Origin of the sequence: Streptomyces sp. NBC_01508, assembly GCF_045040315.1 — a bacterium.
In the GTDB taxonomy this organism is placed as follows: domain Bacteria; phylum Actinomycetota; class Actinomycetes; order Streptomycetales; family Streptomycetaceae; genus Streptomyces.
The window spans coordinates 90,882-113,290 of the sequence record NZ_CP109419.1 but is presented as its reverse complement, the minus strand read 5'-3'; the positions used below and the strand labels follow the sequence as shown (position 1 = coordinate 113,290).

Here is a 22,409-nt window from a genome sequence, read left to right as displayed (position 1 = left end):
CACTGCTGTCATTGCCGCCGGTCACGGTTGGCTTCGACCGCCTTGCCGTGCCTCCACCGCCCGCCGCGTGTCCTCGGCGATCAGATCCGCGTTGGCCGCGGCACCCGCGCGCAGCCCCGCCGCCGCGGAGTTGAGCACGAAAGCCGTCGGATCGGCCACGTTGCCCGCCGCCCACACGCCGGGCACGGACGTCGCGCCGGCCGGATCGGTGGGGAGATGAGTGCCGACCACCTGACCGGCCATCTCCCGGTCGACCGCAGCCAGCCCCAGGTCCGTGAGAACGCCCCCACGCGCGACGAACAGCGGCGCGACCACCACCGCTCGGACACCGATCACCCGGCCGCCGGCCAGCGTGACGCCGCTGAGCCGGTCGTCGGTCACCTCCAGCGCCACGACCTCCCCGTCCACGACGGCGATGCCACGCGCGGCGAGCTGCTCGTACTGCTCGTCGCCGAACTCGGGCGCCGTATGCCGGAACAGCGTCACGTCACCGCTCCACTGCCGCCACATCAGGGCCTGGTGCACCGCGAGCGGCCCCGTCGCCAGGATGCCGATGGGCGCGTCACGTACCTCCCACCCGTGGCAGTACGGGCAGTGCAACACCTCGCGCCCCCACCGCTCGGCGACTCCCGGAACCGGCGGCGGTTCGTCGACCAGCCCCGTCGTCACCAGCAGCCTGCGCGCCGTCACCTCGGGCACCGCCGCGCCCTCTTCGAGTACGACGCGGAACCCCTCGGCGGCCGATCCCTTGACCGCCGCCACCCGGCCGGCCAGGAACTCGCCGCCGTAACCGGCCACCTCCTCGCGTCCCACGGCGACCAGGTCGGCGGGTGCGATGCCCTCACGTCCCAGATAGCCGTGGACATGGGCCGCCGGGGCGTTGCGCGGCTCGCCGGAGTCGATCACCAGCACCGAGCGGCGCGCCCGTGAGAGGGTCAGCGCCCCACTCAGCCCGGCGGCTCCGCCACCGATCACCACGACATCGAAATCTACTTTTTGTACCTGCATGTGAACCACCTCCATCTGCTGGAGATGTTCCGTCCACGCCTCGTCGTTTGACAAACTTCCTTGCCGAGGTGGCAAATGGAAGCATGGCTGACGACGACCTCTCGACCGTCCTGAACGGCGTGGGACCGCGCCTGCGCGCCCTGCGCCGCGATCGCGGTACGACACTGGCCCTGCTGAGCGAGTCGACCGGGATCTCGGTCAGCACGCTGTCCCGTCTGGAGTCCGGCGGACGCAAACCGACACTGGAACTGCTCCTGCCGCTCGCCAAGGCGTACGGCGTGCAACTCGACGAGCTGGTGGACGCGCCCCCGACCGGCGACCCCCGCGTCCATCTGCGGTCCTTCACGCGGTACGGCATGACCTTCGTGCCGCTGACCCGCCATCTCGGCGGGCTCCAGGCGTACAAGCAGATCATCCCGGCCGGCCCGCAGCACACCGGCGAACTGGAACAGCGAACGCACGAGGGCTACGAATGGCTCTACATCCTGGCCGGCCGGCTCCGGCTGCGCCTCGGCGAGCACGACCTGGTGCTGAGCGCCGGGGAGGCCGCCGAGTTCGACACCCGCACCCCGCACGGGTGGGCCGCCGCGGGCACGGAAGCGGTGGAATTCCTCACCATCTTCGGTCGGCAGGGGGAGAAGATGCACGTACGCGCCCGGCCCGCCGGGAAGTGAACAGCGCCCCGACCAGGGGCGGTACGAGGTGACGGCCGACCCAGACCGTGTGCCGTACCCCGGACGCGATCCGTTCGCGCAGCGGATCCTGGTCGGGGACCGCCACCCCCGGTCCCGGCGCGACGCCGCCGCGTGCGCGCAGGACATCACCGGCGAGTGCGGCGAGATAGCGGTGGCCACGCCGGTTCGGATGCAGTCGGTCCACGCAGACGATCCCGGCCCCGTCCACGCGGGCCGCCGCGCGCAAGTCCACCAGCCATGTCCCGTGGCGCCGCGACACCCGCTCGATCACCTCGTTCGCCTCGGCGATCCGGCGCCGCAACTCCGCCCGCCTCGTGGACGGGAGGGGCAGCGCGGCGGCGACATCGTGCAGCGTCATCGTCAGGACGCCGTCGGTCGCCGCCCCACTCAGCGCGGCGACCACTTGGGCGTAGTCCTCCTCGAAACGGGCGACATCGAAGCGGCCGGCGATCACGTCGTTCACCCCGATCACGCAGGTGATGTACGAGGGCGCGAGCGCGACGGCGCGGTCCAGCTGGTGGCGGCGCAGCATGGCGACCGTGGCGCCGCTGCGCGCCAGATTCGCGACGAGTTCCAAGCCGGTCTCCAAGCCGGTCTCCAAGCCGGTCTCCGGGCCGGGGGTGTCGGCGGCGTGGCCCGTGGGCCCGGCCGTCAGGTAGTGGATCCAGCCCCTCAGTCCGCCGCCCCGGTACGGGTCACCGACGCCCTCACTGAGGCTGTCGCCGACCGCGACCAGGCTCTTCGTCCCCATAGTCATATCCATGACTATTAATGTAGATGACTAATTGCGCTCCGGACAGTCCGGAACGGCTCCGAACAGCCCGGATAGGGTGACGCCATGTCTCTGCGACACGCCGTCCTGGCGGCCCTGATCCAGGGCGAGGCCAGTGGCTACGAACTCACCAAACGCTTCGACGTCGGAGTGGCCAACTTCTGGCACTCCCGGCCCCAGCAGCTCTACGCGGAGCTGACCCGCCTGCACGGTGAGGGACTCGTCCGGGCCACCGAAGTGGTGCAGGAGTCGCGGCCGACCAAGCGGCTGTACTCGCTGACCGACACCGGCACTCAGGCGCTGGTCGACTTCGCCGCCGGGCCGCTGCGGCCGACGAACCTGCGGGACGAGCTGACCGTGGCGGTGCAGTGCGCCGACGTGGTGGAGCCCGACGCGCTGCTCGCCCATCTCGGGCGCCGCGCGGAGGAGGCCCGGGAGAAACTGGCCGTGCTCCGCCGCACGGAGACCTCGATCCTGTCCGGCCGCGACGAGGCGGAGTTCGTACGAACGACCGGCCACCTCGGGCCGTACCTCACCTGCCGGCGCGGCATCCGCTACGAGGCCGACGCGGAGGACTGGTGCGTATGGGCGGCCGGTCTGATCCGTGCCAAGCAGGGGGTGACGCGCCCCGCGTGAAGTCCGGGCCGGCCGTCAGACCTCGACGGGTCCTACGGGCGCCGGCGCTTCGGTGCCCTCAGGGGCGGTCGGCTTCGCGGTGACGGTGGCGGTCGGTGTGCGGTAGGCGCGAAGGGGTGCGTTGGTCGCGGCCACGGCGGCGACCGCCAGGACGGCGGACAGTCCGCCGACGACCAGGGAGAAGGAGGCGGAGGTGGCCGACGCCAGGAGGCCACCACGGAAGTTGCCGAGTTCGGGGCCCGCGACGCCGATGACGTGTTCCACCGAGGAGACCCGCCCCCGGTACACGTCCGGGGTCTCCAACTGCACCAGGGCGCTGCGGGTGACGACGGACACGGTGTCGGCGGCGCCCGCCACGGCCAGGCAGCCGAGCGCCAGCCACAGCGGCCCGGCCAGGCCGAAACAGGCCAGCGCCACACCCCAGACAGCGGCGGCGGACAACTGCACCAGGCCGCCACGACGCCACCGCGTCACCGTTCCGGAGAGCAGACCGGCCGTGATCCCCCCGACCGCGACGGCCGAGAGGAACAGGCCGAGGGTCTGCGGATTTCCCCCGAATCGGATCTCGTTGACCAGCGGGAAGAGCGCGATGGGCATGGCGAGCAGCGTCGCGGACAGGTCGGTGGCCATCGAGCCCCACAGCGTCGGGCGGCGCAGGACGATCCGCCAGCCGCCACGTTCCGGCCTGCGCCTGCCGCCTGTCGTGGCCGCGCCCTCGGGTCGTACGACAGGGAGGCGGGCCACCGCGAGCATCGAGATCGCCATGGCCACGGCCTGGGTCGCGTACGCGGCGGAGAAATCCCAGCGGGCGATGATCAGCCCGGCCATCGCGGGCCCGGCCAGCATCGCGGCCTGGAAGGAGACGTTGGTCAGCGCGAGCCCTGCCGCGACCTGGTCGCCCGGCAACAGCCGGACCGGGAGCGTGCGCCGGGCGGGAGCGCCGAGAGCGCCGCAGGCACTCCTCAAGGCGACCAGGGCGAGCAACAGCAGCACGTTCCGGTTGGCCTCCAGAGCCTGGGCACACAGCCCCGCGGCGGCCAGCAGTTGTCCCGCGGTGGTGGCCCGTACCAGCGCGCGGCGGTCAACGGTATCGGCCAACGTGCCGCCGAGCAGCCCGAACAGCACCATCGGCAGACCGGTGGCGAGCCCGATGGCACCGGTGCCCACCGGGCTGCCGGTCAGATCCCAGACCTGGGCCAGCACCGCCACGTTGGCCATCTGTCCGCCGAGTTGGGAGACCGAGGTGCCGATCCACAGGTCGCGGAACGGCTGATTGCCACGCAGCGGACGGGTGTCGAGGAACCGGACACGCCCCCTCATCGGGGTGGCTCGACGATGTGGTGGAGGATCCGCTGCCGCATCGGCCTGCGTTCCAGTGCCCGCCGCACCTCCTCGACAACGGTGGTCATCGCATACGGGACCTCGTTGTCCAGCTCGGCGACCGTCGCGTGGGTGGCGCGCCACTCCGCCTCCAGGAACGGCACCAGCGACCGGCCGCGCTCGGTCAGGTCGATCCGCCGGGTGCGGGCGTCGGGCCCCGGCTCGGAGCTGACCAGATCCTCCTTGCGCATGGCCGCGACGGTCTGGCTGATCGCGGAGTGCGAGCGGTCCAGGGACTTCGCGAGCTCGCGAATGGTCAGTGGGCCGGTGTGCGCGAGCCTGATCAGCGGATAGGCGAACCGGGGCCGCATGCCCTCGATGCCACGCTCGACGTAGACCTTCTCGATCTCGGCGTCCATGGTGGCCAGCAGCTGGTGAAGGGAGCGCCAGGGGTCGGGCAGCGCTGTGGGATCCGAAAATGTCACAGCGCTAATATAACAGTGCTGTGATAACTGGGGGTTCCTGCTCGCCCGCACCGTCACGGTGGCGAACCCGCCGACCAGCGGCAGCACGGTCATGCGCACCGGCTCTCGTTGTCAGTGGTGCCCCGTACTGTTTTCCGCGCGGGAAGAGACCGGCACCGAAGGCACGGGGGAAGCATGACGACGGCGAACGACGGCTCGGGGGAGTGCGGGGCGGGGGAGAGCGGCATGCTGCGATTCCGGCCGCCGGGTGACGAGCCCGCGGTGCTGGTCCCCGCACTTCTCGCGGACTCGGCGGATCCCGCCGAACTCGACCCGCACATCCGGGGTCTGCGGGCGATCGGCCATCTTCTGGTGGAGGGTTTCGAGGCCGACCGGATCGTGCTGGACGAGACCACGGGGCGGGTCTTCAGCATGTATCTCTTCGAAGACCGGCCGGACCTTGTCGATGCCCTGCCCCTCGCCCCGTCCGTGGCCGCATTGGCGCGGTTCACCGCGGCGATGGATCAACTGACGGCCACGCGAGGCCGGTTCGCCGACCTCGCGGGGCGTTTCGGGGAGGCGGCGGTGGCCGAGGCGACCTCGCGGTTCCTCGCCGTCCTGGCCGAGGAGGAGTGGGACGGCGGAGGCTGGGGGAGCGCGGGCGAGCGGGAGACGTGGGGCCACCCGCTGCCGGCGTTCTGGCGGATCGCCGCGCTGATACGGCCGTTGGCGCTGATCGCCGTGCCCGGCCGGGGACTGCTGCTCGACCTGCCGGAGGGGCTGCTCGCGGCGGAGTTCGGAGCGGAGAAGGTCGTCCGGTTCGATCCCGCCGCGGTGCCGGCCGCCCTCGGCCACGAGCCGACCCGGCGCTTCCTCGTGGAGACCGGGCTGCCCGTGGGCGCGTCCATGTTCACCCTGTTCAGGGAGGAGCCGCTGCTGCTCACGCTCGCGGAGTACCGCGAACGGAACGGCCCGGCCGAGGGCGAGCCCGACGACTACCCCGACGGCATGGCGGTCGCGCCGGACCGGCTGTTCTCCCTGGGATGGCTCACCCATGACACGGAGGTCGTCATCGACGGCCGCACCGGCCACATCCACGGCTGGACGGGCGGCGCACTGGAGCCGTTGAACGCGGACATCTCCACGCTCGCGTTCGCACTCTGGATGCACCGGCGTGAGGGCACCCTCGACGAGACGCACAGGCTGACCGGCGACATGTACCAGCCGCTGGCCGACACCATGGCCGCCGTGCTCGCCTCGGTCGACCCGATGGCCTGCGAGCCGACGGGCGAGAAGGACGACTGGAGGTACTGGCCGGAGGTGTTCCACGACGAGGCGGGCGGAGTGCTGTGAGTCGGTGAGAGCGGGGAACAGACGGGGATCAGGCGGGTAGCAGACGGGGGCAGGAGGGGATCAGGAGGAGGGGGTCAGAGGTCCAGCACCGCGCGTAGCGCCTGGCTGACGCGCTCCATCACCGCCGTGTCGACGGAGCCCAGCGGCTTCGCGCCGTCGAAGCGCGTGACCCTCAACTGCTGGAGGTTGACCGCGACGGCGGTGCACGGCAGCGGATGGTCGATCACCACGGACATCGCGGTGTCGGGATAGCGCCCGGCGTCGTGCAGGACGACGGTGAGGACCGCGCCGTAGGCCTCCTCCAGGCCGTCCAGCGAGACGATCAGGACGTTGCGCCCGTCGCCGAGCGCCCAGATCTCACCACGTTTCACAGGGTGTCGCCCTCGCCGCCCAGGTCGTCGCCGAGGCCGAGCGACGCGAGCCGGCGGGCGGAGTCGAGTACGGCCTGCCGCTGAGCGGCGCGCACGATGTAGGCGTTCAGGGACAGACCGGCCGCTGCCGCCCCCGCCTTGATCGATGCGTTGATCTCGTCCGGGATACGGAGCGTCATGGCTGTCATGCGACCGACGATAGCAACCGGACTGTGGTTGCACCATGTGGTGTCACTTCTCGCCGGCCGTCGAACTCCTACGCGGCGGGCGGCAGGGCCGCGCACAGAGCCTGGAGCGCACCGTTGAACGTGTGATCGGGCGGGGCGCCGAAGCCGATCACCAGACCGTCGCGCGGTGGCATCGTGCTGTCCGGGTGCCGGAAGGCGCCGAGTCCTTCCAGAGCGAGGCCCCGCCGCCCGGCCGCGCGCACCGTGTCCCGCTCGGTGCCCGGCGGGAGGTCGAGCACCGCGTGCAGCCCGGCGGCGATGCCGCTCACCTCGATGTGCGGTGCCCGCTCGGCGAGTACGGCCACGAGCCGGTCGCGCCGCCGCCGGTAGGTGCGCCGCATGAGACGTACATGCCGGTCGTACGCGCCGCAGGCGATGAAGTCGGCGAGGGTGAGCTGGTCGGAGACACCGGTCCACATCTCGCGGACGCCCTTCACGGCGAGCACGTCGTCCACGAGAGTGTCGGGCAGGACCAGCCAGCCCAGCCGCAGCGCGGGGGAGAGGCTCTTGCTCGTGGAGCCCAGATAGATCACCCGGTCGGGGTCCAGCCCCTGCACGGCGCCGACCGGCTCCCGGTCGTAGCGGAACTCGCCGTCGTAGTCGTCCTCCAGTACCACCGACCCGGTGGTACGCGCCCAGTCGACGGCCGCCGTCCGCCGCTCGGGGCGCAGCGGACCCCCGGTCGGGAATTGGTGGGCGGGCGTGAGCAGTACGGCGCCGGCGTCGAGGGTGCCCAGCTCGGCGGTCCGCGCGCCGTCCGCGTCCACGGTCAGCGGTACGGTGCGCAGCCCGGCGCCGGTGAGCAGCGAACGGTGGAAGGCGAGCCCGTACGACTCGACGGCGACCGTGCCGTCGAGCACGTCGCCGAGGATGCGCAGGGCATGCGCGAAGCCGGCGCAGACGACGATCCGGTGGGGCGCGGCGCGTACACCCCTGGCGCGGGCGAGATATTCGCTGAGCGCGGTGCGCAGTTCGGCACGTCCCCGGGGGTCGCCCACGCCGAACGCGTCGTTGGGCGCGCTGGTCAGCGCGCGGCGCGCAGACGTCAGCCACGCGGACCGGGGGAACGCGGAGGCGTCCGGCGACGTCGGCATGAAGTCGTACGTGGGCCGCCGCACCGGCGGCACGGAGCGGCGGGCCGGTTCCTTGGCGACGGGCAGCGGCGTGGCGCGCGGTGCGACGTGGGTGCCGGAGCCCTGGCGTGCCGTGAGCCAGCCCTCGGCGACGAGTTCGGCGTACGCCTCGCCGACGGTGTTGCGGGCGATGCCCAGGTCGACGGCGAGCGTGCGGTACGGGGGCAGCCGGGTGCCCGGCGCCAGCCGGCCGGACGTGATGGCGTCCCGCAGGGCCAGCATCAGCTGCTCACGACGCGGTCCCCGCCCGCTCAGCTCCAGATGGAGATCCGTCCCCACGGCGGGCTCGGCTCCGGGGCCGGGGCCGGGGCCGAGCTCAGGTCCGGGCTCGGCTCCGGGGCCGGGCTCAGGCCCAGGTCCGGCGACGGGGGCCGCGTCCGTGGAATTGACCCGTGTATCCGCCATGGAAATGCACCCTACAGGGGTCCATCCGGCTCCCGGCACGGCCGGCAGGACAGCGCGCGGGGCCCGGCCCGGAAGGCGAATTGCCGACCCGGCAAGTTCTCTTGGACCGGGCGCGGCGGTCGCCGAATGATGGTGAGCGGAAACGATCACCCCGAGGAGGACCCATGCCGGAGCCCACCACACGACCCACCACACCGCCCACCGCACCCACCACCCTCTCCCCGCCCGGCGCCGCCCACCGTCTCGTGGACGTCCCCGGCGGCCGTATCCACCTCGTGGAACAGGGCACCGGCCCCCTCGTCCTCATGGTCCACGGCTTCCCCGAGTCCTGGTACTCCTGGCGCCACCAGCTCCCCGCGCTCGCCGCCGCGGGCTATCGCGCCGTAGCCGTCGACGTACGCGGCTACGGACGCTCCTCGAAGCCCCCGGCCGTCGAGGAGTACCGGATGCTCGCCCATGTCGCCGACAACGTCGGAGTCGTACACGCCCTCGGAGAGGAGACGGCGATCGTCGTCGGCCACGACTGGGGGTCGAACATCGCCGCCGGCTCGGCGCTGCTGCGCCCGGATGTGTTCACCGCGGCGGCGCTGCTGAGCGTGCCGTACGCCCCGCGCGGCGGCCCCCGCCCGACCGAGGCGTTCGCGCGGATCGGCGGCGACGAGGAGTTCTACGTCAGCTACTTCCAGACGCCGGGCCGGGCCGAGGCGGAGATCGAGCCCGACATCCGGGGGTGGCTCGCCGGGTTCTACGCGGGTATCTCCGGCGACACGATGCCCCCGGAGGGCGAGGGAAGCCTCTTCTTCGTGCCGCGGGGCGGCAGACTCCGCGACCGGTTCCCCGCCGGCCGGCTGCCCGCCTGGCTCTCCGAGGCCGATCTCGACCACTACGCGGGCGAGTTCGAGCGGACCGGAATGACCGGCGCGCTCAACCGCTACCGCAACGTCGACCGGGACTGGGCGGATCTGGCCGCCTGGGACGGCGCCCCGCTCACCCAGCCGTCCCTCTTCATCGGCGGCGGCCTCGACGCCTCCCTCGCGTGGATGGCGGACGCCGTGCGGAACTTCCCCAGCACCCTCCCCGGCCTCGTCTCCTCGCACATCATCGAAGGCTGCGGGCACTGGGTGCAGCAGGAGCGTGCCGAGGAGGTCAACCAACTCCTGAGCGAGTGGCTCGGGGCGCTGCCGCCGCGCTGATCCACGGAGACTTCACCACCCGAACGGCGGCACGCCCGCACCGGGCCGGAACCGAAGCGGGCGGGCCGCCCGGCGGGCCGGGAACGGACGGCATCAGCGGGCGGTCGCGAGGCGTGGGCGGATGTTACCCACGGTCCGGTGGCAGCCACCGGCAGGCTGCCCACGAACGAGGACAGGCCGGGCAAAGCGGCGAGAATGATCGAACCGAGCACGCTGATCAGTTCGATCGGGTCAAGGAGTGAAGTCAGTGGAGAACGCCGACGTCCGGCCGACCGGGCCCGCTCTGCCGACGGGCCGTGGCGACCTCAGTTACGGAGTCGTACGTGCCCTGCGTGGCCGCCCCGGTTCCGGGACCCCCCTTCCGCCGGGCGGGGCGGCGGCCGACGCCGCCCCGTACGGCGACGACCTGCACCTCGCGCTCTACCTCTGCTACGAGCTGCACTACCGCGGATTCTGCGGCGTCGACCCCGCCTGGGAGTGGGACCCCGCGCTGCTCGCGCTCCGCGCCGATCTGGAGCGCCACTTCCTGGACGCGCTGCGCGCGGACACCAAACGCCGCACCGACATCGACGAGGCGCTCGCCGACCTCCTGGTCGAACCGACGGACGGCGCGAGTACGTCCCACTACCTCAGGGACGAGGGCGAACTGTGGCACCTGCGTGAGTACGCCGCCCAGCGTTCCGTCCGCCACCTGAAGGAGGCCGACCCGCACGCCTGGGTGATCCCCCGGCTCCGGGGCAGGGCCAAGGCGGCCATGGCCGCGGTCGAGTTCGGCGAGTTCGGCGCGGGCCGGGCGGACCGGATGCACTCGCGGCTCTTCGCCGGCCTCATGACGGACCTCGGTCTGGACACGACGTACGGCCGGTATGTCGACGCGACGACGGGCGAGATGCTGGCAACCGTCAACCTCATGTCGATGTTCGGTCTGCACCGCGCGCTGCGCGGCGCGCTGGTGGGGCACCGCGCCGCCGTCGAGGTGGCGTCGTCGCCCGTGTCCCGCCGGCTGGCGGAGGCGATGCGCCGCGCGGACGCCGGAGAGGCGGCCGTGCGCTTCTACACCGAACACATCGCGGGGGACGCGGCCCACGAACAGCTCGTGCGCCGCGATGTCGTCGGTGGACTGCTGGAGGAGGAGCCGTGGCTGGAGACGGACGTGGCCTTCGGCGTCGACGCCACCGGTGTGCTGGACGCACGTCTCGCCGAGAAGCTGCTCCCCGCCTGGCGCGACGGCCTCTCCGGACTGCGCACGCCCCTGTGAGACAGCCCGTCGGAATCCGGCCCGCCCGAATCTTGCCAGGAACGGAATCCGTCCCCGCCCCTCCTCACCGAGGGGCGGGGACGGATTCCGTCACCAGCGAGGTCACGAGTCGAGCGACCGCGCCGTCACCGGCGTGCTGAGCGCCTGCTGGCCTCCGCTGGCCAGCATCCGCACCTCACCCCGGTCGCTGATCTCCGCGCGCACGATGCCCGTGTCGTCCTCGTACACCGGGAATCCGCCCGCACCGGCCTTGGCGGTACGCCGTACCGTCACCACGTCCCGTTCGACGTCCTGCCGTGGGACCGGCGGACCGGCCGGGTCGGCAGGGGCGGGTTCCTCGAACACCAGCTCATAGCGTTCCGGGTAGTCCATGGGGGGAGCCTCCTCCCGCGATAGGCACCACCTCCCATCGTCCCCCCGCCGGGCGCTCCTCGCCTCTGGCGTGGCCGGGACACCGGGACCGCGCGGCCGCAACCGCGGCGGCACACCCTAGGGAAGGCGGGCGACCCCGGCGTAGACCGCGTTCTCCTCCTGCTCCGGCGCTGCCGTGTCCTTGTACCAGTCGGGGCCGGTGACGAGTCCTGGCTCGACGAGGTCGAGACCGTCGAAGAACCGCGCCACCTCGTCCCGGGTCCGGAACCGCAGCTCGATGCCGCCCTTGCCGTACGTCCCGGTGATCTGGGCCTCCAGCTCCTCGTGGAAGTCGAAGGTGCCGTGCGAGAGCATCAGATAGCTGCCGGGCGCGAACGCGTCGAGGAGGGTGCGGGTGATCTCGTACGGGCCGTCGCTGTCCGGGATGAAGTGCATCAGCGCGATGAGCGAGACGGCCACCGGCCGGTCGAAGTCCAGGTGCCCACGCGCGTGGTCGAGGATCGCCTTCGGCTCGCGCACATCCGCCTGGATGTAGTCGGTCGCGCCCTCCGCGCTGCTGACCAGCAGCGCTTCGGCGTGCCGGAGCACGATGGGGTCGTTGTCCGTGTAGACGACCCGCGCCTTCGGATTGATCTCCTGGACCACCTGGTGGAGGTTCGGCGCGGTCGGGATGCCGGTGCCGATGTCCAGGAACTGGTCGACGCCCTGACCGGCCAGCCACGCGGACGCGCGGTGCATGAAGGCACGGTTCTGCTTGGCGCTGCGCTTCCCCAGGTCGGGCAGTTGCTCCCCGACGGCCCGGTCGACCGGGTAGTTGTCCTTGCCGCCCAGGAGCCAGTCGTACACCCGTGCCGGGTGGGGCTTGCTCGTGTCGACCTGCGTCCTGGGTGTACCTGCGTTCATGGGGCGCTCCGTTGGCTGTCTGATCCGAACAGGGGGGTGGCGAGAGCGAGGAGCGGGGGCCCGGCGGCGGGCCGGTGCCCCGTACCGGCGGTCACAGCGCGGCGCGGACGTCGGACAGCAACTGCCTCGTACGGCTCGCGGACTCCGCGTGGGCCACCATCCGGTCCATGGCCTCCATGTGCTCGGAGACCTCGCCGTCCTCGTCGAGATAGAGCGCGCCGGTCAGATACTCGATGTAGACCATGTCCCGCACCTCGGGGATGCCGAAGCGGAACAGCACGAAGGGGCTGTACGTGCCGGGGTGGTGGCCGGCGGCGAACTCGGCGATCTGGATGGTCACGTTGGGCAGTTCGCTCGCTTCGAGCAGCCGGTCGATCTGCGCGCGCATCACGTCCGGCGACCCGACGTGCCGGCGCAGCACGGTCTCGTCCAGTACGGCCCAGAAGACGGGCGCGTCGGTGCGGGTCAGCAGCGCCTGGCGCTCCAGCCGCAGCGCGACCATGCGCTCGATGCGCGCCGGGTCGGACAGTTGCTGCCCCAGGGCGCCGGCGGTCAGGATGTGCCGCGCGTACTCCTCGGTCTGGAGCAGCCCCGGCACAAAGTGCGGCTCGTAGCAGCGCATGGTCGTCGCGGCCTCTTCGAGGCTGACGTAGCCGCTGAACCAGTCGGGGAGCACATCGTGGAACCGCTGCCACCAGCCGGGCTTGTTCGCCTCGTCGGCCAGCCGCAGGAAGACGTCTATCTCCTCGTCCGGGACGTCGTACGCGGGAAGAAGGATCTGCAGATACGGGACTTTGAGCCCGACCTCCGCCATCTCCATCCGGCGCACGGTGGCCGCCGTGACCCGCAGCAGCCGACCGGACTGTTCCCGGCTGAGCCCCGCCTTCTCACGCAGCGCCAGCAACTGTCTGCTGAGCACGATCTGACCGATCGTCGGAGCCGACCGTGGCTCGCTCATCCCGCACCCCCGAGCACCGCCGCAGCCATGGCGGACAGTGTGCCACAGCAACTCGCTTCCGCGGCGGCCCTGTTGATCTCTCGTACTCCGGGGGCGGCCGGTCCGGCCGCCCCGTTCCCTATGCTCAAGTCCTCAGCTCGCTTCTGGCGTGTGCCGGTGCCGCCCGGTCACGCGGGCCGCAGTCCCGGATTACCCGCTTCCGTGACGAACGAAGCCGCCCTGGTGAGCCCGGAGCCCGGCTTTGTCACGGCCGTGAGCGTGTTGAACGTGACCGTCGCCCGGTCCGGCGCGAGCGTGAACGTGGTGTATCCCCGGCGCCCGTTGTAGTACTTCATGTGCGCGTTGGCGGAGGTGAGGTTGTTCCAGTTGGACGGCTTCTCCGCGCCGTCCATGCCGCTGGTGACCGATGTCGTGGCGATCTCGGTGCCCACGACGCGGGACTTCGGGTCGTCGAAGTCCTCCTTCAGGTCGAAGCCGTAGCCGACGTGCACGTCACCGGTGAGCACCATCAGATTGCCGAGACCGGCGGCCTTCGCGCCGTTCAGGACGCGTGTACGGGAGGCCGTGTAGCCGTCCCACGCGTCCATCGACAGCTTGAAACCCGCGCCGGGCCTGTCGCGGCGCTGGGCGAACGTCACCTGCTGGGCCAGCAGGTTCCAGGTGGCGTTCGAGTTCTTCCAGCCGTCGAGGAGCCAGCGCTCCTGCGTCGCGCCGGTCATGGTCCGCCCCGGGTCCTTCGACTCCGCTCCCGGGACCTGCCAGTTGGCGCCCTGCACCTGGTTGGAGCGGTAGTGGCGGGTGTCGAGGATGTCGAACTGGGCGAGGCGCCCGAAGTGCAGCCTCCGATAGAGCCGCATGTCGGGTCCGTGGGGCCGCTGCGGGGTGCGCAGGGGCTGGTTCTCCCAGTACGCGCGGTAGGCGGCGGCCCTGCGGAGCAGGAACTCCTCCGGCGGTACATCGTTCTCCGGTGTGGAGTCGGCGTAGTTGTTCTCGGTCTCGTGGTCGTCCCAGGTGACGACGAATGGGTGCGCGGCGTGTGCGGCCTTCAGGTCCGGGTCGGACTTGTAGAGGCCGTAGCGCAGCCGGTAGTCCTCCAGCGTGAGCGTCTCGCGGTTGTAGTGGGCGGGGAGTTCGCGGTCGGTGTAGTCGCGTGCGCCGCCCGTGGCCGTCACGGCGTACTCGTAGAGGTAGTCACCGAGATGCACGACGACATCGAGGTCTTCGGCGGCCAGATGCCGGTACGCGGTGAAGTAGCCGTGGTAGTAGGCCTGGCAGGACAGGGTGGCGAACTTGAGGTCGGTGATCCTGGCCCCGGCGGCGGGAGCGGTACGGGTGCGGCCGACGGGGCTGATCCAGGTGCCGGCCCGGAAGCGGTAGAAGTAGAAGCGGTCGGGCGACAGCCCCGGGACCTCGACGCGCACGCTGTGGTGGAACTCGGGGTGGGCGGTCGCGGTGCCGCTCCTGGCGAGCCCGGTGAAACGCTCGTCGTGGGCGACCTCCCACTCCACCTCGACCCGCTCGGCGGGCAGACCGCTGTCCGCCGTGTACGGCTCGGGCGCCAGCCGGGTCCAGAGCAGGGCCGTGCCGGGCTGCGGGTCGCCCGAGGCGACGCCCAGGGTGAAGGGGTTCTTGGTGATGTTCGCGGGGTTGAGCCGGCGGGCCGTCGCGGCGCCGGCGGCGGGCATGTTCGCCGCGAAGGCGAGCACGGCCGCGGCGCCCGCGCGGGTGACGAATTGACGGCGGTCGATACGGCGCGCGGCAGCGCGGAATTCCGGCAGATGATTTCCCATGGTGACGAGTCATATGCCCTGTTATGTACGTTTACTGACCCCGCATCAGAGTGATCTATTCCGCCTCCCGGCGTATCCGGGCGTGCAGCGCGCGAGTGTGGTCCGCCTCCCGTACGGGACCGGTCGGGACCACCCGGGCGGTGAGCCGGGTGTCGCTGCTGGAGGCGGCGAGCCGCAGCTCCAGCTCGCCCGGCTCCACGACACGCCGCCCGCCGCGCCCGCTTCCAGCGGCACGCGCAGACAGCTGATCAGGCGCTGGACCGGCTGCACGACCGAGGCGACCGGGTCGTGCGGGCGCAGCTGCACCACCTCCGTACCCGCCGCCCGGCCACCGGTGTTGCGCACGGTGAAGGAGAGCCGCAGGACGCCGGGGAACGCTCACCGGCAGCCGGCCCGAAGGATCGCCCCGGCCGCTCAGCACGCCCGCGACCGCCCGCGCCCCTTCCTGGCCGGGGAAGAACGCCCGCACGATCGCCGCCGAGGCGTCGACCGCGCCGCCGCCCTCCCCGCTCGTACCCCGCCCGGTCGCCGAGCGCGGCGACGATCCCGCACCCGGGGAACTCCGACATCAACGCCTGGAGCCGCGTGGGCAGTCGTCCCCCGGCCGGGGGACCGACGACCGCGATCCGGGCGGGCCGCCCCAGTGGCAGGATCCCGTCGTTGCGCAGCAGGATCGCCGACCGCTCCGTGAGGCGCCGCGAGATGGCGCGGTGCGCGACGGTGCCCAGGCTCACGGTGTCGCACAGCCGGTGCGGCGCGTCGAGATCGGCGCCCGCCGGCGCCGGTTGCGGCGGGCTCCAGCCGGGGTCGAGCCGGGTTCGAGCAGGCCGAGTTGCGCCTTCTGCGTCAGCACCCGGCGCAGCGCCCGGTCGACCAACGCCTGTGCAGGCTCCCCGGCGGCGACCGCGTCGCGCAGCGGCTGCCCGAACGTCTTCACCGTGGGCCGTTCGACATCGACACCCGCCGCCAGGGCCAGCGCCTCGGCCTGGCCCCAGTCGGCGGCCACGCCGTGCGGGGACTTGAGGAACGCGATGCCGAAGTAGTAGGCCACGACGGTGCCTTGGAACCCCAGGTGTCCAGGAACAGACCGGTCGGCAACTCCCCGTCGGCGGCGCCGGGGATGCCGTCGGTGTCGGTGTACGCGTGCATCACCGACCGCGCTCCCTGACCCCCATGCTCACCGGGGCCGGCCTCTGGTGGACGCCCACGGACCGCATGTCGCTGCTGACCGCCGCCGCCACCGTCCGGACCGGGTCGGGGTTCCTGAGTGCGCATCAGGGACAGCGCGCCCAGCGCCGGATCGACGGGCACGGTGCCGAACGGCCTTGTCAGCTGGCCGAGTCCGTACGGGATCAGCTCGTCCAGGGAGGGCGACTCGTCCATGTCGTGCTGGTGCGGGGAGATTTCGGCGCCGTCCGCCGAGGCACCGCCCACAGGCCGTACAGCTGGCCCAGCTTCTTCTCCAGGGTCATGGCGGCGATCAGCTCCTCGACACGCGCGACGCGGTCGGCCCGGAGCCGGTCCTCGGTACGTGTCCCGCTTCGCGGGGCGTCGGTGGTCACGTTCTCGGTCACTTTCCTCCGACGCCCATCAGCCCCTGGACCAGGGCCCGGCCGGCGACCCGGAACCCGGCGTACCCTCCGTCGGATCGGCCAACCGGGCAGGCCGACTGGCCGCCACCCGCCACCCGCCATCTGCTCGACCTCGGCCACCGCTCCATCGCGGTCGTCACCGACCCCGAGGACATGCTCTGCTCCCTGGCACGCCTCGACGGCCAGGCGCTCGGCGTCCAGGTGCCGGAAGGCCTCCGTAGTCGGGTACGACGGCATCCCGCTCGCCCAGTGGTCCGGCCCGGCGCTGACCACCGTCCACCAGCCGCTGGTGGAGATGGCCGAGGAGGCCGCCCGGATGCCGCTGCGGCTGCGGCGCGTACCAGAGCGCCGGCCCCGCACGGACCGCTCCGACGCCCGCCTGGATGCCCGTCTTGATGCCCGTCCGGACGGGCGCGTGGACCAGGCCGAGACCCGGATCGAGTTCGGCACCCGGCTAGGCCCTGTCCGGAACAGCACGCCGGTGGTCAAGCCCGCGACGGAGTGAACCGGACCGTGAGAGATACCGGTCCCGGGGAAGGTGAAGGGGCGACCCAGCAGGACCGGAAGGGAAGGACACCGTGGCACGATCGAGGATTCTCGTAGTGGGCGCAGGCTTCGGCGGCGTGGAGTGCGTGCAACGCCTGGAGCGGAAGCTGGGGGCGGCGGAGGCGGAGATCTCGCTGGTCACGCCGTTCTCCTACCAGCTCTACCTGCCGTTGCTGCCGCAGGTGGCGGCGGGCGTGCTCACCCCGCAGTCGGTCGCGGTCTCGCTGCGCCGCAGCAGGAAACACCGCACCAGGATCATCCCCGGCGGGGCCATCGGAGTGGATCCGAAGGCGAAGATCTGCGTCGTCCGGAAGATCACCGGGGAGATCGTCGACCAGCCGTACGACTACCTCGTGCTGGCCCCCGGCAGCATCACCCGCACCTTCGACATCCCCGGTCTCGTCGACAACGCCCGTGGCATGAAGACACTCGCCGAGGCCGCCTACGTACGCGATCACGTCATCGCGCAGCTCGACCTCGCCGACGCCAGCGTGGACGAGAAGGAGCGCGCGGCGCGCCTGCGGTTCGTGGTCGTCGGCGGCGGCTACGCGGGTACGGAGACGGCCGCCTGCCTGCAACGCGTCACCAGCAACGCGCTGCGGCGCTATCCCCGGCTGGACCCGAAACAGATCAAGTGGCACCTCATCGACATCGCCCCCAAGCTCATGCCCGAACTCGGCGACAAGCTCGGGCAGACCGCCCTGGGGATCCTCCGCAGGCGCGGGATCGAGGTGTCGCTCGGGGTGTCGGTCGCCAAGGCAGGCCCCGCCGAGGTGACCCTCACCGACGGACGGGTACTGCCCTGCCGCACGCTCATCTGGACGGCGGGTGTCGTCGCGAGCCCGCTGGTCGGTACGTTCGACGCCGAGACGGCGCGCGGCCGGCTCGTCGTCTCGCCCGAACTGCGGGTGTCCGGGCTCGACGGCGTCTTCGCCCTCGGCGACGCCGCGGCCGTTCCGGACCTGGCGAAGGGCGGCGACGCGGTCTGCCCGCCGACCGCCCAGCACGCCCAGCGGCAGGGCCGGACGGCTGCGGACAACGTCATCGCCACGGTGCGCCGGCAGCCGTTGCGGCGCTACGAACACAAGGATCTGGGTCTTGTCGTCGATCTCGGCGGCAAGGACGCGGTCTCCAAGCCGATGGGTGTCGAACTGCGCGGGCTGCCGGCGCAGACCGTCGCCCGTGGCTACCACTGGTCGGCGCTGCGGACGAACGTCGCCAAGGCGCGGGTGCTGACCAACTGGGTGATCAACGCCGTCGCCGGGGACGATTTCGTACGGACCGGATTCCAGGAGCGGAAACCGGCATCGCTGCACGACTTCGAGTTCACCAACTCCTATCTGACGCCGGAGCAGGTGCGGGAACACACGGCGACGCTGACCGCACGCGGCTGACCGACGCATGGCTGTCGCCTGTGCCGGTTACGCGACGACCGTGGCCGCCTCCCTGGTCGGGGGGAACTCCAGCGCACCTGGCCGGCGTCCTCGCACCGGGCCAGACCCCCGCGGGCGGCGCGGGTTCGGGCGCGGGCGCGGTCACGGACACCGCGCCGACACCGCCGACTCAGGGGACGGCGGCACCGGGAAGCCCCCGCAGCAGCCGCAGCACGAGGCCGACCCACAGGGCGGCGGCGATCCGGTCGGCGGTCTCCCCGGCGGCCGGCCACGCGCCACCCGGCACGCGTCGCCGGCCACGCGCCACCCGGCACCGGCCGGGTACGGGAAGCCTCCCGTACCCGGCCGGGTCAGTTCCGCCTGCCCGGTCGCCCCCGCCGCGATCAGGTGGTGAACCGGTGGCGTCCCGACGCCACCGCGTACACCGCGCAACCGTCCTCCATCCGCAGGAACTTCGCGCCCTTGTTCCTGACGTCGCGCGCCTTCCGCGCCGGCACCCACACCTCGGCGGTGGTGTTGGGCGGCACCGAGCACTCCAGCTCGAAGCCGTCGCGCCCCAGCTCCCAGCGAGTGGTGATCGGACCGTAGACCGATACGTACCGGCCCCCGGCCCGTTTCACCTCACCGCCGGGCCGCGGCCGGATGACGATCTCCTTGAACCCGGCCCGGCCGGGCGCGATCCCCGAGATGTTCGCGTACATCCACTCGCCCACCGACCCGTACGCGTAGTGGTTGAAGGAGTTCATCCCGGCGTCCTGGAAGCTGCCGTCCGGCCTGATCGAGTCCCAGCGCTCCCACATCGTGGTCGCGCCGTTCTCGATCTGGTACCCCCAGCCGGGGAACGTGCGCCGGTGCAGCAGCCGGTAGGCGACGTCGTTGTGCCCGGTGGCGGTCAGCACCGGCAGCAGCCGGGGCGTGCCGAGGAAGCCGGTCGACAGATGCCAGTCCTTCGCCTCGATCAGCGCCACCAGCCGGTCGGCGGCGGGCTTGCGGGCCGCCTCGGGCAGCAGGTCCATGGACAGGGCGAGCACATAGGCCGTCTGCGTGTCACCCTTCACCCGGCCGTCCGCCGTCACGTACGCCGCCCGGAAGGCGTCGCGGACCTGGCCCAACAGCGTCTCGTACGGGGCGGGATCCCTGCCCAGCACCCGGGCCGTGCGCGCGGTGAGATCGGCGACGTGCGCGAAGTAGGCGGTGCCGATGACGTCCTTCGGCGTCTCGTCCGCGATGTTGAGCCAGTCACCGAAACCGTCCGCCGGGCGCAGCAGGTTGTCGCTGTGCGCGCGCAGATAGTCCAGCCACTTGACCATCGAGTCCCACGACACGTCGAGTATCCGCTCGTCGCCGTACGCCTGGTACAGCGCCCACGGCACCGTGACACCGGCGTCGCCCCAGCCGGCCGAGCCGTCGCCGACGCCCGCGATGTCCGGGGCGACATGGGTGAACGACCCGCCGTCGGTCTGCGCGTCGCGCAGGTCCTGGAGCCACTTGGTGAGGAAGCGCGCGGACTCCATGACGTACGACGCGGTGGGGGCGAAGACGTTGATGTCACCGGTCCAGCCGAGCCGTTCGTCCCGGGCGGGCGTATCGGTCGGTATGGAGAGGAAGTTGCCGCGCTGGCCCCACGCGATGTTGCTGTGAAGCTGGTTGAGCATGGGGACGTCGGATTCGAACTCGAAGGTGAACGGCGCCGACGTGTGCATGACGCGGCCGGTGACCGCGCTCGCGCGTGGCGTGCCCGGGAAGCCGCTGACCTCGACGTAGCGGAAGCCGTGGAACGTGAAGCGCGGCTCGAACGTCTCCTCGCCGCCGCCCTTGAGGGTGTAGATGTCGGTGGCCCGCGCCGTACGGAGGTTGGCGGTGTAGAGCGAACCGTCCGGATTCAGCACCTCGGCGTGCCGCAGCCGTACGGTGGTGCCCGCCTTGCCCGACACCCGGAGCCGTACCGAACCGACCATGTTCTGGCCGAGGTCGAAGACGAAGACCCCCGGAGCGACGCGGGTGACCTTCTTGGCGGGCAGTTCCCTCGTCACCCGCACCGGGCCGTCCAGCTCCGCGACGATCTCGGTGTCCACGCCGTCGACAGGCTCGGCCGCGAGCCACTTGGCGTCGTCGAACCCCGGTGAGGTCCAGCCCTTCGTCTCCCGCCGGGCGTCGTACTCCTCGCCCGCCTGCATGTCGGTCGACACGATGGGCCCGGCGGCGGCCCGCCAGCCGTCCCCCGACACGACCCGCTCGCGCGTCCCGTCCTGGTACGTGACCTCCAACTGGGCCAGCAGCGCGGGCCGGTCACCGTAGTGGTGCGGCCCGAACATGCCGAGATTGCCGCCGTACCAGCCGAGCGCGAGATGCGCGCCGAGGGCGTTGGCGCCCCGCCGCACCAGCGCCGTCACGTCGTACGTCTGGTACTGCACCCGCTTGCGGTAGTCGGTCCAGCCGGGCGCGAACTGGTCCTTGCCGACCCGGTGTCCGTTGATGTGCGCCTCGTAGTGGCCGAGCGCCGTCGTGTGCAGCCGGGCGCGCGCCACGGGCTTGTCGGCCAGCCGGAAGCCGTGCCGCAGCTGGGTGGCGGGGAAGATCGCGGGCGCCACCGAGCCCCACGGCCCGGAGCCCCACGCCGGACCCTCCTTGGCGGCGGGCCAGGCGCTGTCGTCGTAACCGGGCTGCCGCCACGCGCCGTCGGCGCCGGACGGCTCCTCGTTCGCCGCCTTCCAGGCGTCGTCGGTGGGGACGGTGGTGGTGCCGTCCGCCGAGGTCAGCTCCAGGACGGCGATGAACCCGGCCGGGCTCTCGGTGGCGTTGACCGCGGCCGCCGCCAGGACGTTGGCCCCGGCGCGCAGTTGGGCCGTGACGTCGACGACGGCCGGCCGGCGCCAGTTCTCGGCGGGCCCGTCGGGCTCGGTGCGGGCCACCTCGATGCCGTTCACGTACACGGTGTACGCGTCGTCGGCGCTGACCACGAGCCGGGCGCCCGTGACGGCGGCCGGGACGTCGTGGGCGCGGCGGAACCAACGCGTTCCGGCGGGTAGGTTGCCGGTCGGTTCCCCTTCGGGGAACCAGATCCAGGACGCGCCCCGCAGGCTCGGGGCGCCGCTCAGCGCCGCCGGCGCCGCGATCCACTTCGCGGACCAGGCCGCCGTGCTCATCAGCCCGGTCTCCCACCAGGCGCTCTCGCTCCAGCCGGAGACCTGACCGGCGGCGTTCCAGACGCGGACCGACCAGTGGTAGCGCGTCAGCGGCTTGAGGGCGGGGCCCGCGTAGGGCACGAGCACCGACCGGTCCGACACGATCTTGCCGCTGTCCCACACGTCGGGCTCGGCGAGCTTGTCGGGACCGGAGGCGACCCGGATCTGGTACGCGCTCTGCGCCTGGTCCGGCGCGTCGGAGAGCAGGGGCCAACTCAGCCGGGGCTTCGGGGTGTCGAGGCCCAGCGGATTGCGCACGTACTCGACGGTCGGCGAGCTGACCCGGAGTGCTCCGGCCCGGCCCGAGCCGGCGGCGGCCCCGGCCGGGGTCTGCTCGGCGGCCTGCGCCGACGGCGCGTTGGCCGTCGCGAGGGTGGTGCCGAGTGCGGCTGCGGTGGTGGTGGTGAGCATGCGGCGTCTACTGATCACGTCAACCCCAGAAGAATTCGACAGTGAATCGATTCATTGCGTGAAAGTAGGGGCGCCCTCCTGGCGAGTCAAGGTGTCGCGCTCATATTGCCGTGCCGCGCAGGCGATTTGGCCGGTACTGCTGAACCCTTTCAGTCGGATCCGCCCGCTGCGTGGCCCGGTACGTCGTCGAGGGGCGGGGGATCTTCGCGATTCCTGACGCTCCGTCAGGTGGGCGTCGGCCTGGGCCCCGGTGCCGACGGAGTCTTCTGCTTCTGGCGTCACTGTCGTCCGGGTGGCCGTTAGGGTCTGTCCGGGGGTCGTCCGAGAGCCGGCGGAGGGCACTCCGGGAAAATGTTGTCATGGGGTAACTGATCGCTTTAGTCTCGACGCGGACGCACCCGGCGGTCCCACGGGCCGCCGCGC

The 22,409-nt window shown here is 71.9% G+C and carries 18 protein-coding genes and 2 pseudogenes; 7 read left to right on the top strand and 13 right to left on the bottom strand.

What is annotated here, in order from left to right:
* Positions 1–21 precede the first annotated feature (21 nt).
* The gene (locus OG700_RS00575; protein ID WP_405607151.1) at positions 22–1,008 is read right to left on the bottom strand and encodes an NAD(P)/FAD-dependent oxidoreductase; all 987 of its coding nucleotides are present in this window, start codon (positions 1,006–1,008) and stop codon (positions 22–24) included.
* A gap of 83 nt (positions 1,009–1,091) precedes the next feature.
* Here OG700_RS00575 and OG700_RS00570 point away from each other — a divergent pair, with 83 nt between their 5' ends.
* Entirely contained in the window at positions 1,092–1,682 is a 591-nt protein-coding gene (locus tag OG700_RS00570; protein WP_405607148.1) for a helix-turn-helix domain-containing protein, read from the top strand.
* Here OG700_RS00570 and OG700_RS00565 read toward each other — a convergent pair.
* A complete protein-coding gene (locus tag OG700_RS00565) occupies positions 1,621–2,466 on the bottom strand; it encodes an SGNH/GDSL hydrolase family protein (protein ID WP_405607145.1) in 846 nt (281 codons plus the stop codon). The genes OG700_RS00570 and OG700_RS00565 overlap by 62 nt on opposite strands.
* A gap of 75 nt (positions 2,467–2,541) precedes the next feature.
* Here OG700_RS00565 and OG700_RS00560 point away from each other — a divergent pair, with 75 nt between their 5' ends.
* Entirely contained in the window at positions 2,542–3,111 is a 570-nt protein-coding gene (locus OG700_RS00560; RefSeq protein WP_405607142.1) for a PadR family transcriptional regulator, read from the top strand.
* 15 nt (positions 3,112–3,126) lie between these two features.
* Here the strand turns inward: OG700_RS00560 and OG700_RS00555 are convergent, their stop codons facing one another.
* Together OG700_RS00555 and OG700_RS00550 are read right to left on the bottom strand one after the other, a co-directional pair.
* On the bottom strand, positions 3,127–4,431 hold the full coding sequence (locus OG700_RS00555) for an MFS transporter (RefSeq protein WP_405607139.1): 1,305 nt from the start codon (positions 4,429–4,431) through the stop codon (positions 3,127–3,129).
* Positions 4,428–4,916 (bottom strand): MarR family winged helix-turn-helix transcriptional regulator, encoded by a 489-nt coding sequence (locus tag OG700_RS00550; protein ID WP_405607136.1) that lies wholly within the window; start codon positions 4,914–4,916, stop codon positions 4,428–4,430. The genes OG700_RS00555 and OG700_RS00550 overlap by 4 nt, the downstream gene beginning before the upstream one ends.
* 174 nt (positions 4,917–5,090) lie before the next feature.
* Here OG700_RS00550 and OG700_RS00545 point away from each other — a divergent pair, with 174 nt between their 5' ends.
* Entirely contained in the window at positions 5,091–6,248 is a 1,158-nt protein-coding gene (locus OG700_RS00545) for an SUKH-4 family immunity protein (RefSeq protein ID WP_405607133.1), read from the top strand.
* A 74-nt stretch (positions 6,249–6,322) separates the two neighbouring features.
* Here OG700_RS00545 and OG700_RS00540 read toward each other — a convergent pair whose 3' ends face one another.
* The 3 genes from OG700_RS00540 to OG700_RS00530 form a co-directional block, all read right to left on the bottom strand.
* Positions 6,323–6,619 (bottom strand): hypothetical protein, encoded by a 297-nt coding sequence (locus OG700_RS00540; RefSeq protein ID WP_405607130.1) that lies wholly within the window; start codon positions 6,617–6,619, stop codon positions 6,323–6,325.
* Positions 6,616–6,807 (bottom strand): toxin-antitoxin system HicB family antitoxin, encoded by a 192-nt coding sequence (locus OG700_RS00535; protein WP_023536496.1) that lies wholly within the window; start codon positions 6,805–6,807, stop codon positions 6,616–6,618. The genes OG700_RS00540 and OG700_RS00535 overlap by 4 nt, the downstream gene beginning before the upstream one ends.
* A gap of 68 nt (positions 6,808–6,875) precedes the next feature.
* A complete protein-coding gene (locus OG700_RS00530) occupies positions 6,876–8,201 on the bottom strand; it encodes a PLP-dependent aminotransferase family protein (protein WP_405621345.1) in 1,326 nt (441 codons plus the stop codon).
* 347 nt (positions 8,202–8,548) lie between these two features.
* Here OG700_RS00530 and OG700_RS00525 point away from each other — a divergent pair, with 347 nt between their 5' ends.
* Entirely contained in the window at positions 8,549–9,577 is a 1,029-nt protein-coding gene (locus tag OG700_RS00525; RefSeq protein WP_405607127.1) for an alpha/beta fold hydrolase, read from the top strand.
* 247 nt (positions 9,578–9,824) lie between these two features.
* Complete coding sequence (locus tag OG700_RS00520) at positions 9,825–10,835, top strand: iron-containing redox enzyme family protein (RefSeq protein ID WP_405607124.1); 1,011 nt, start codon at positions 9,825–9,827, stop codon at positions 10,833–10,835.
* 102 nt (positions 10,836–10,937) lie between these two features.
* On the opposite strand, the gene OG700_RS00515 is transcribed toward OG700_RS00520, so the two are convergent.
* From OG700_RS00515 to OG700_RS00495, 5 genes and pseudogenes are all read right to left on the bottom strand, one after another.
* The gene (locus tag OG700_RS00515) at positions 10,938–11,207 is read right to left on the bottom strand and encodes a DUF6296 family protein (protein WP_405607121.1); all 270 of its coding nucleotides are present in this window, start codon (positions 11,205–11,207) and stop codon (positions 10,938–10,940) included.
* Positions 11,208–11,324: 117 nt separating this feature from the next.
* The gene (locus OG700_RS00510; protein WP_405607118.1) at positions 11,325–12,110 is read right to left on the bottom strand and encodes an SAM-dependent methyltransferase; all 786 of its coding nucleotides are present in this window, start codon (positions 12,108–12,110) and stop codon (positions 11,325–11,327) included.
* A 91-nt stretch (positions 12,111–12,201) separates the two neighbouring features.
* On the bottom strand, positions 12,202–13,068 hold the full coding sequence (locus OG700_RS00505; RefSeq protein WP_405607115.1) for a helix-turn-helix domain-containing protein: 867 nt from the start codon (positions 13,066–13,068) through the stop codon (positions 12,202–12,204).
* Between the two features lie 167 nt (positions 13,069–13,235).
* Positions 13,236–14,858: an alkaline phosphatase D family protein gene (locus OG700_RS00500; protein ID WP_405607112.1), complete on the bottom strand. Its 1,623-nt coding sequence runs from the start codon at positions 14,856–14,858 to the stop codon at positions 13,236–13,238.
* Positions 14,859–14,913: 55 nt separating this feature from the next.
* Positions 14,914–16,432 (bottom strand): annotated as a pseudogene (locus tag OG700_RS00495) (glycoside hydrolase family 3 C-terminal domain-containing protein).
* A 35-nt stretch (positions 16,433–16,467) separates the two neighbouring features.
* On the opposite strand from OG700_RS00495, the pseudogene OG700_RS00490 reads away from it, so the two are divergent.
* Together OG700_RS00490 and OG700_RS00485 are read left to right on the top strand one after the other, a co-directional pair.
* A pseudogene (locus OG700_RS00490) lies at positions 16,468–16,955 on the top strand (substrate-binding domain-containing protein); the annotation flags it as partial.
* Between the two features lie 73 nt (positions 16,956–17,028).
* The gene (locus OG700_RS00485; protein WP_405607109.1) at positions 17,029–18,390 is read left to right on the top strand and encodes an NAD(P)/FAD-dependent oxidoreductase; all 1,362 of its coding nucleotides are present in this window, start codon (positions 17,029–17,031) and stop codon (positions 18,388–18,390) included.
* Positions 18,391–18,773: 383 nt separating this feature from the next.
* Here the strand turns inward: OG700_RS00485 and OG700_RS00480 are convergent, their stop codons facing one another.
* Positions 18,774–22,004, bottom strand: coding sequence for an alpha-L-rhamnosidase (locus OG700_RS00480; RefSeq protein WP_405607106.1), 3,231 nt, complete (start codon positions 22,002–22,004; stop codon positions 18,774–18,776).
* Positions 22,005–22,409: the final 405 nt, after the last annotated feature.

What these genes read in the sequence shown, in the direction of transcription:
- OG700_RS00575 (WP_405607151.1), bottom strand. Translation starts at nt 1,008, where the DNA reads ATGCAGGTACAAAAAGTAGATTTCGATGTCGTGGTGATCGGTGGCGGA.
- OG700_RS00570 (WP_405607148.1), top strand. Translation starts at nt 1,092, where the DNA reads ATGGCTGACGACGACCTCTCGACCGTCCTGAACGGCGTGGGACCGCGC.
- OG700_RS00565 (WP_405607145.1), bottom strand. Translation starts at nt 2,466, where the DNA reads ATGGATATGACTATGGGGACGAAGAGCCTGGTCGCGGTCGGCGACAGC.
- OG700_RS00560 (WP_405607142.1), top strand. Translation starts at nt 2,542, where the DNA reads ATGTCTCTGCGACACGCCGTCCTGGCGGCCCTGATCCAGGGCGAGGCC.
- OG700_RS00555 (WP_405607139.1), bottom strand. Translation starts at nt 4,431, where the DNA reads ATGAGGGGGCGTGTCCGGTTCCTCGACACCCGTCCGCTGCGTGGCAAT.
- OG700_RS00545 (WP_405607133.1), top strand. Translation starts at nt 5,091, where the DNA reads ATGACGACGGCGAACGACGGCTCGGGGGAGTGCGGGGCGGGGGAGAGC.
- OG700_RS00535 (WP_023536496.1), bottom strand. Translation starts at nt 6,807, where the DNA reads ATGACAGCCATGACGCTCCGTATCCCGGACGAGATCAACGCATCGATC.
- OG700_RS00530 (WP_405621345.1), bottom strand. Translation starts at nt 8,201, where the DNA reads ATGCTGGCCCTGCGGGACGCCATCACGTCCGGCCGGCTGGCGCCGGGC.
- OG700_RS00525 (WP_405607127.1), top strand. Translation starts at nt 8,549, where the DNA reads ATGCCGGAGCCCACCACACGACCCACCACACCGCCCACCGCACCCACC.
- OG700_RS00515 (WP_405607121.1), bottom strand. Translation starts at nt 11,207, where the DNA reads ATGGACTACCCGGAACGCTATGAGCTGGTGTTCGAGGAACCCGCCCCT.
- OG700_RS00510 (WP_405607118.1), bottom strand. Translation starts at nt 12,110, where the DNA reads ATGAACGCAGGTACACCCAGGACGCAGGTCGACACGAGCAAGCCCCAC.
- OG700_RS00505 (WP_405607115.1), bottom strand. Translation starts at nt 13,068, where the DNA reads ATGAGCGAGCCACGGTCGGCTCCGACGATCGGTCAGATCGTGCTCAGC.
- OG700_RS00500 (WP_405607112.1), bottom strand. Translation starts at nt 14,858, where the DNA reads ATGGGAAATCATCTGCCGGAATTCCGCGCTGCCGCGCGCCGTATCGAC.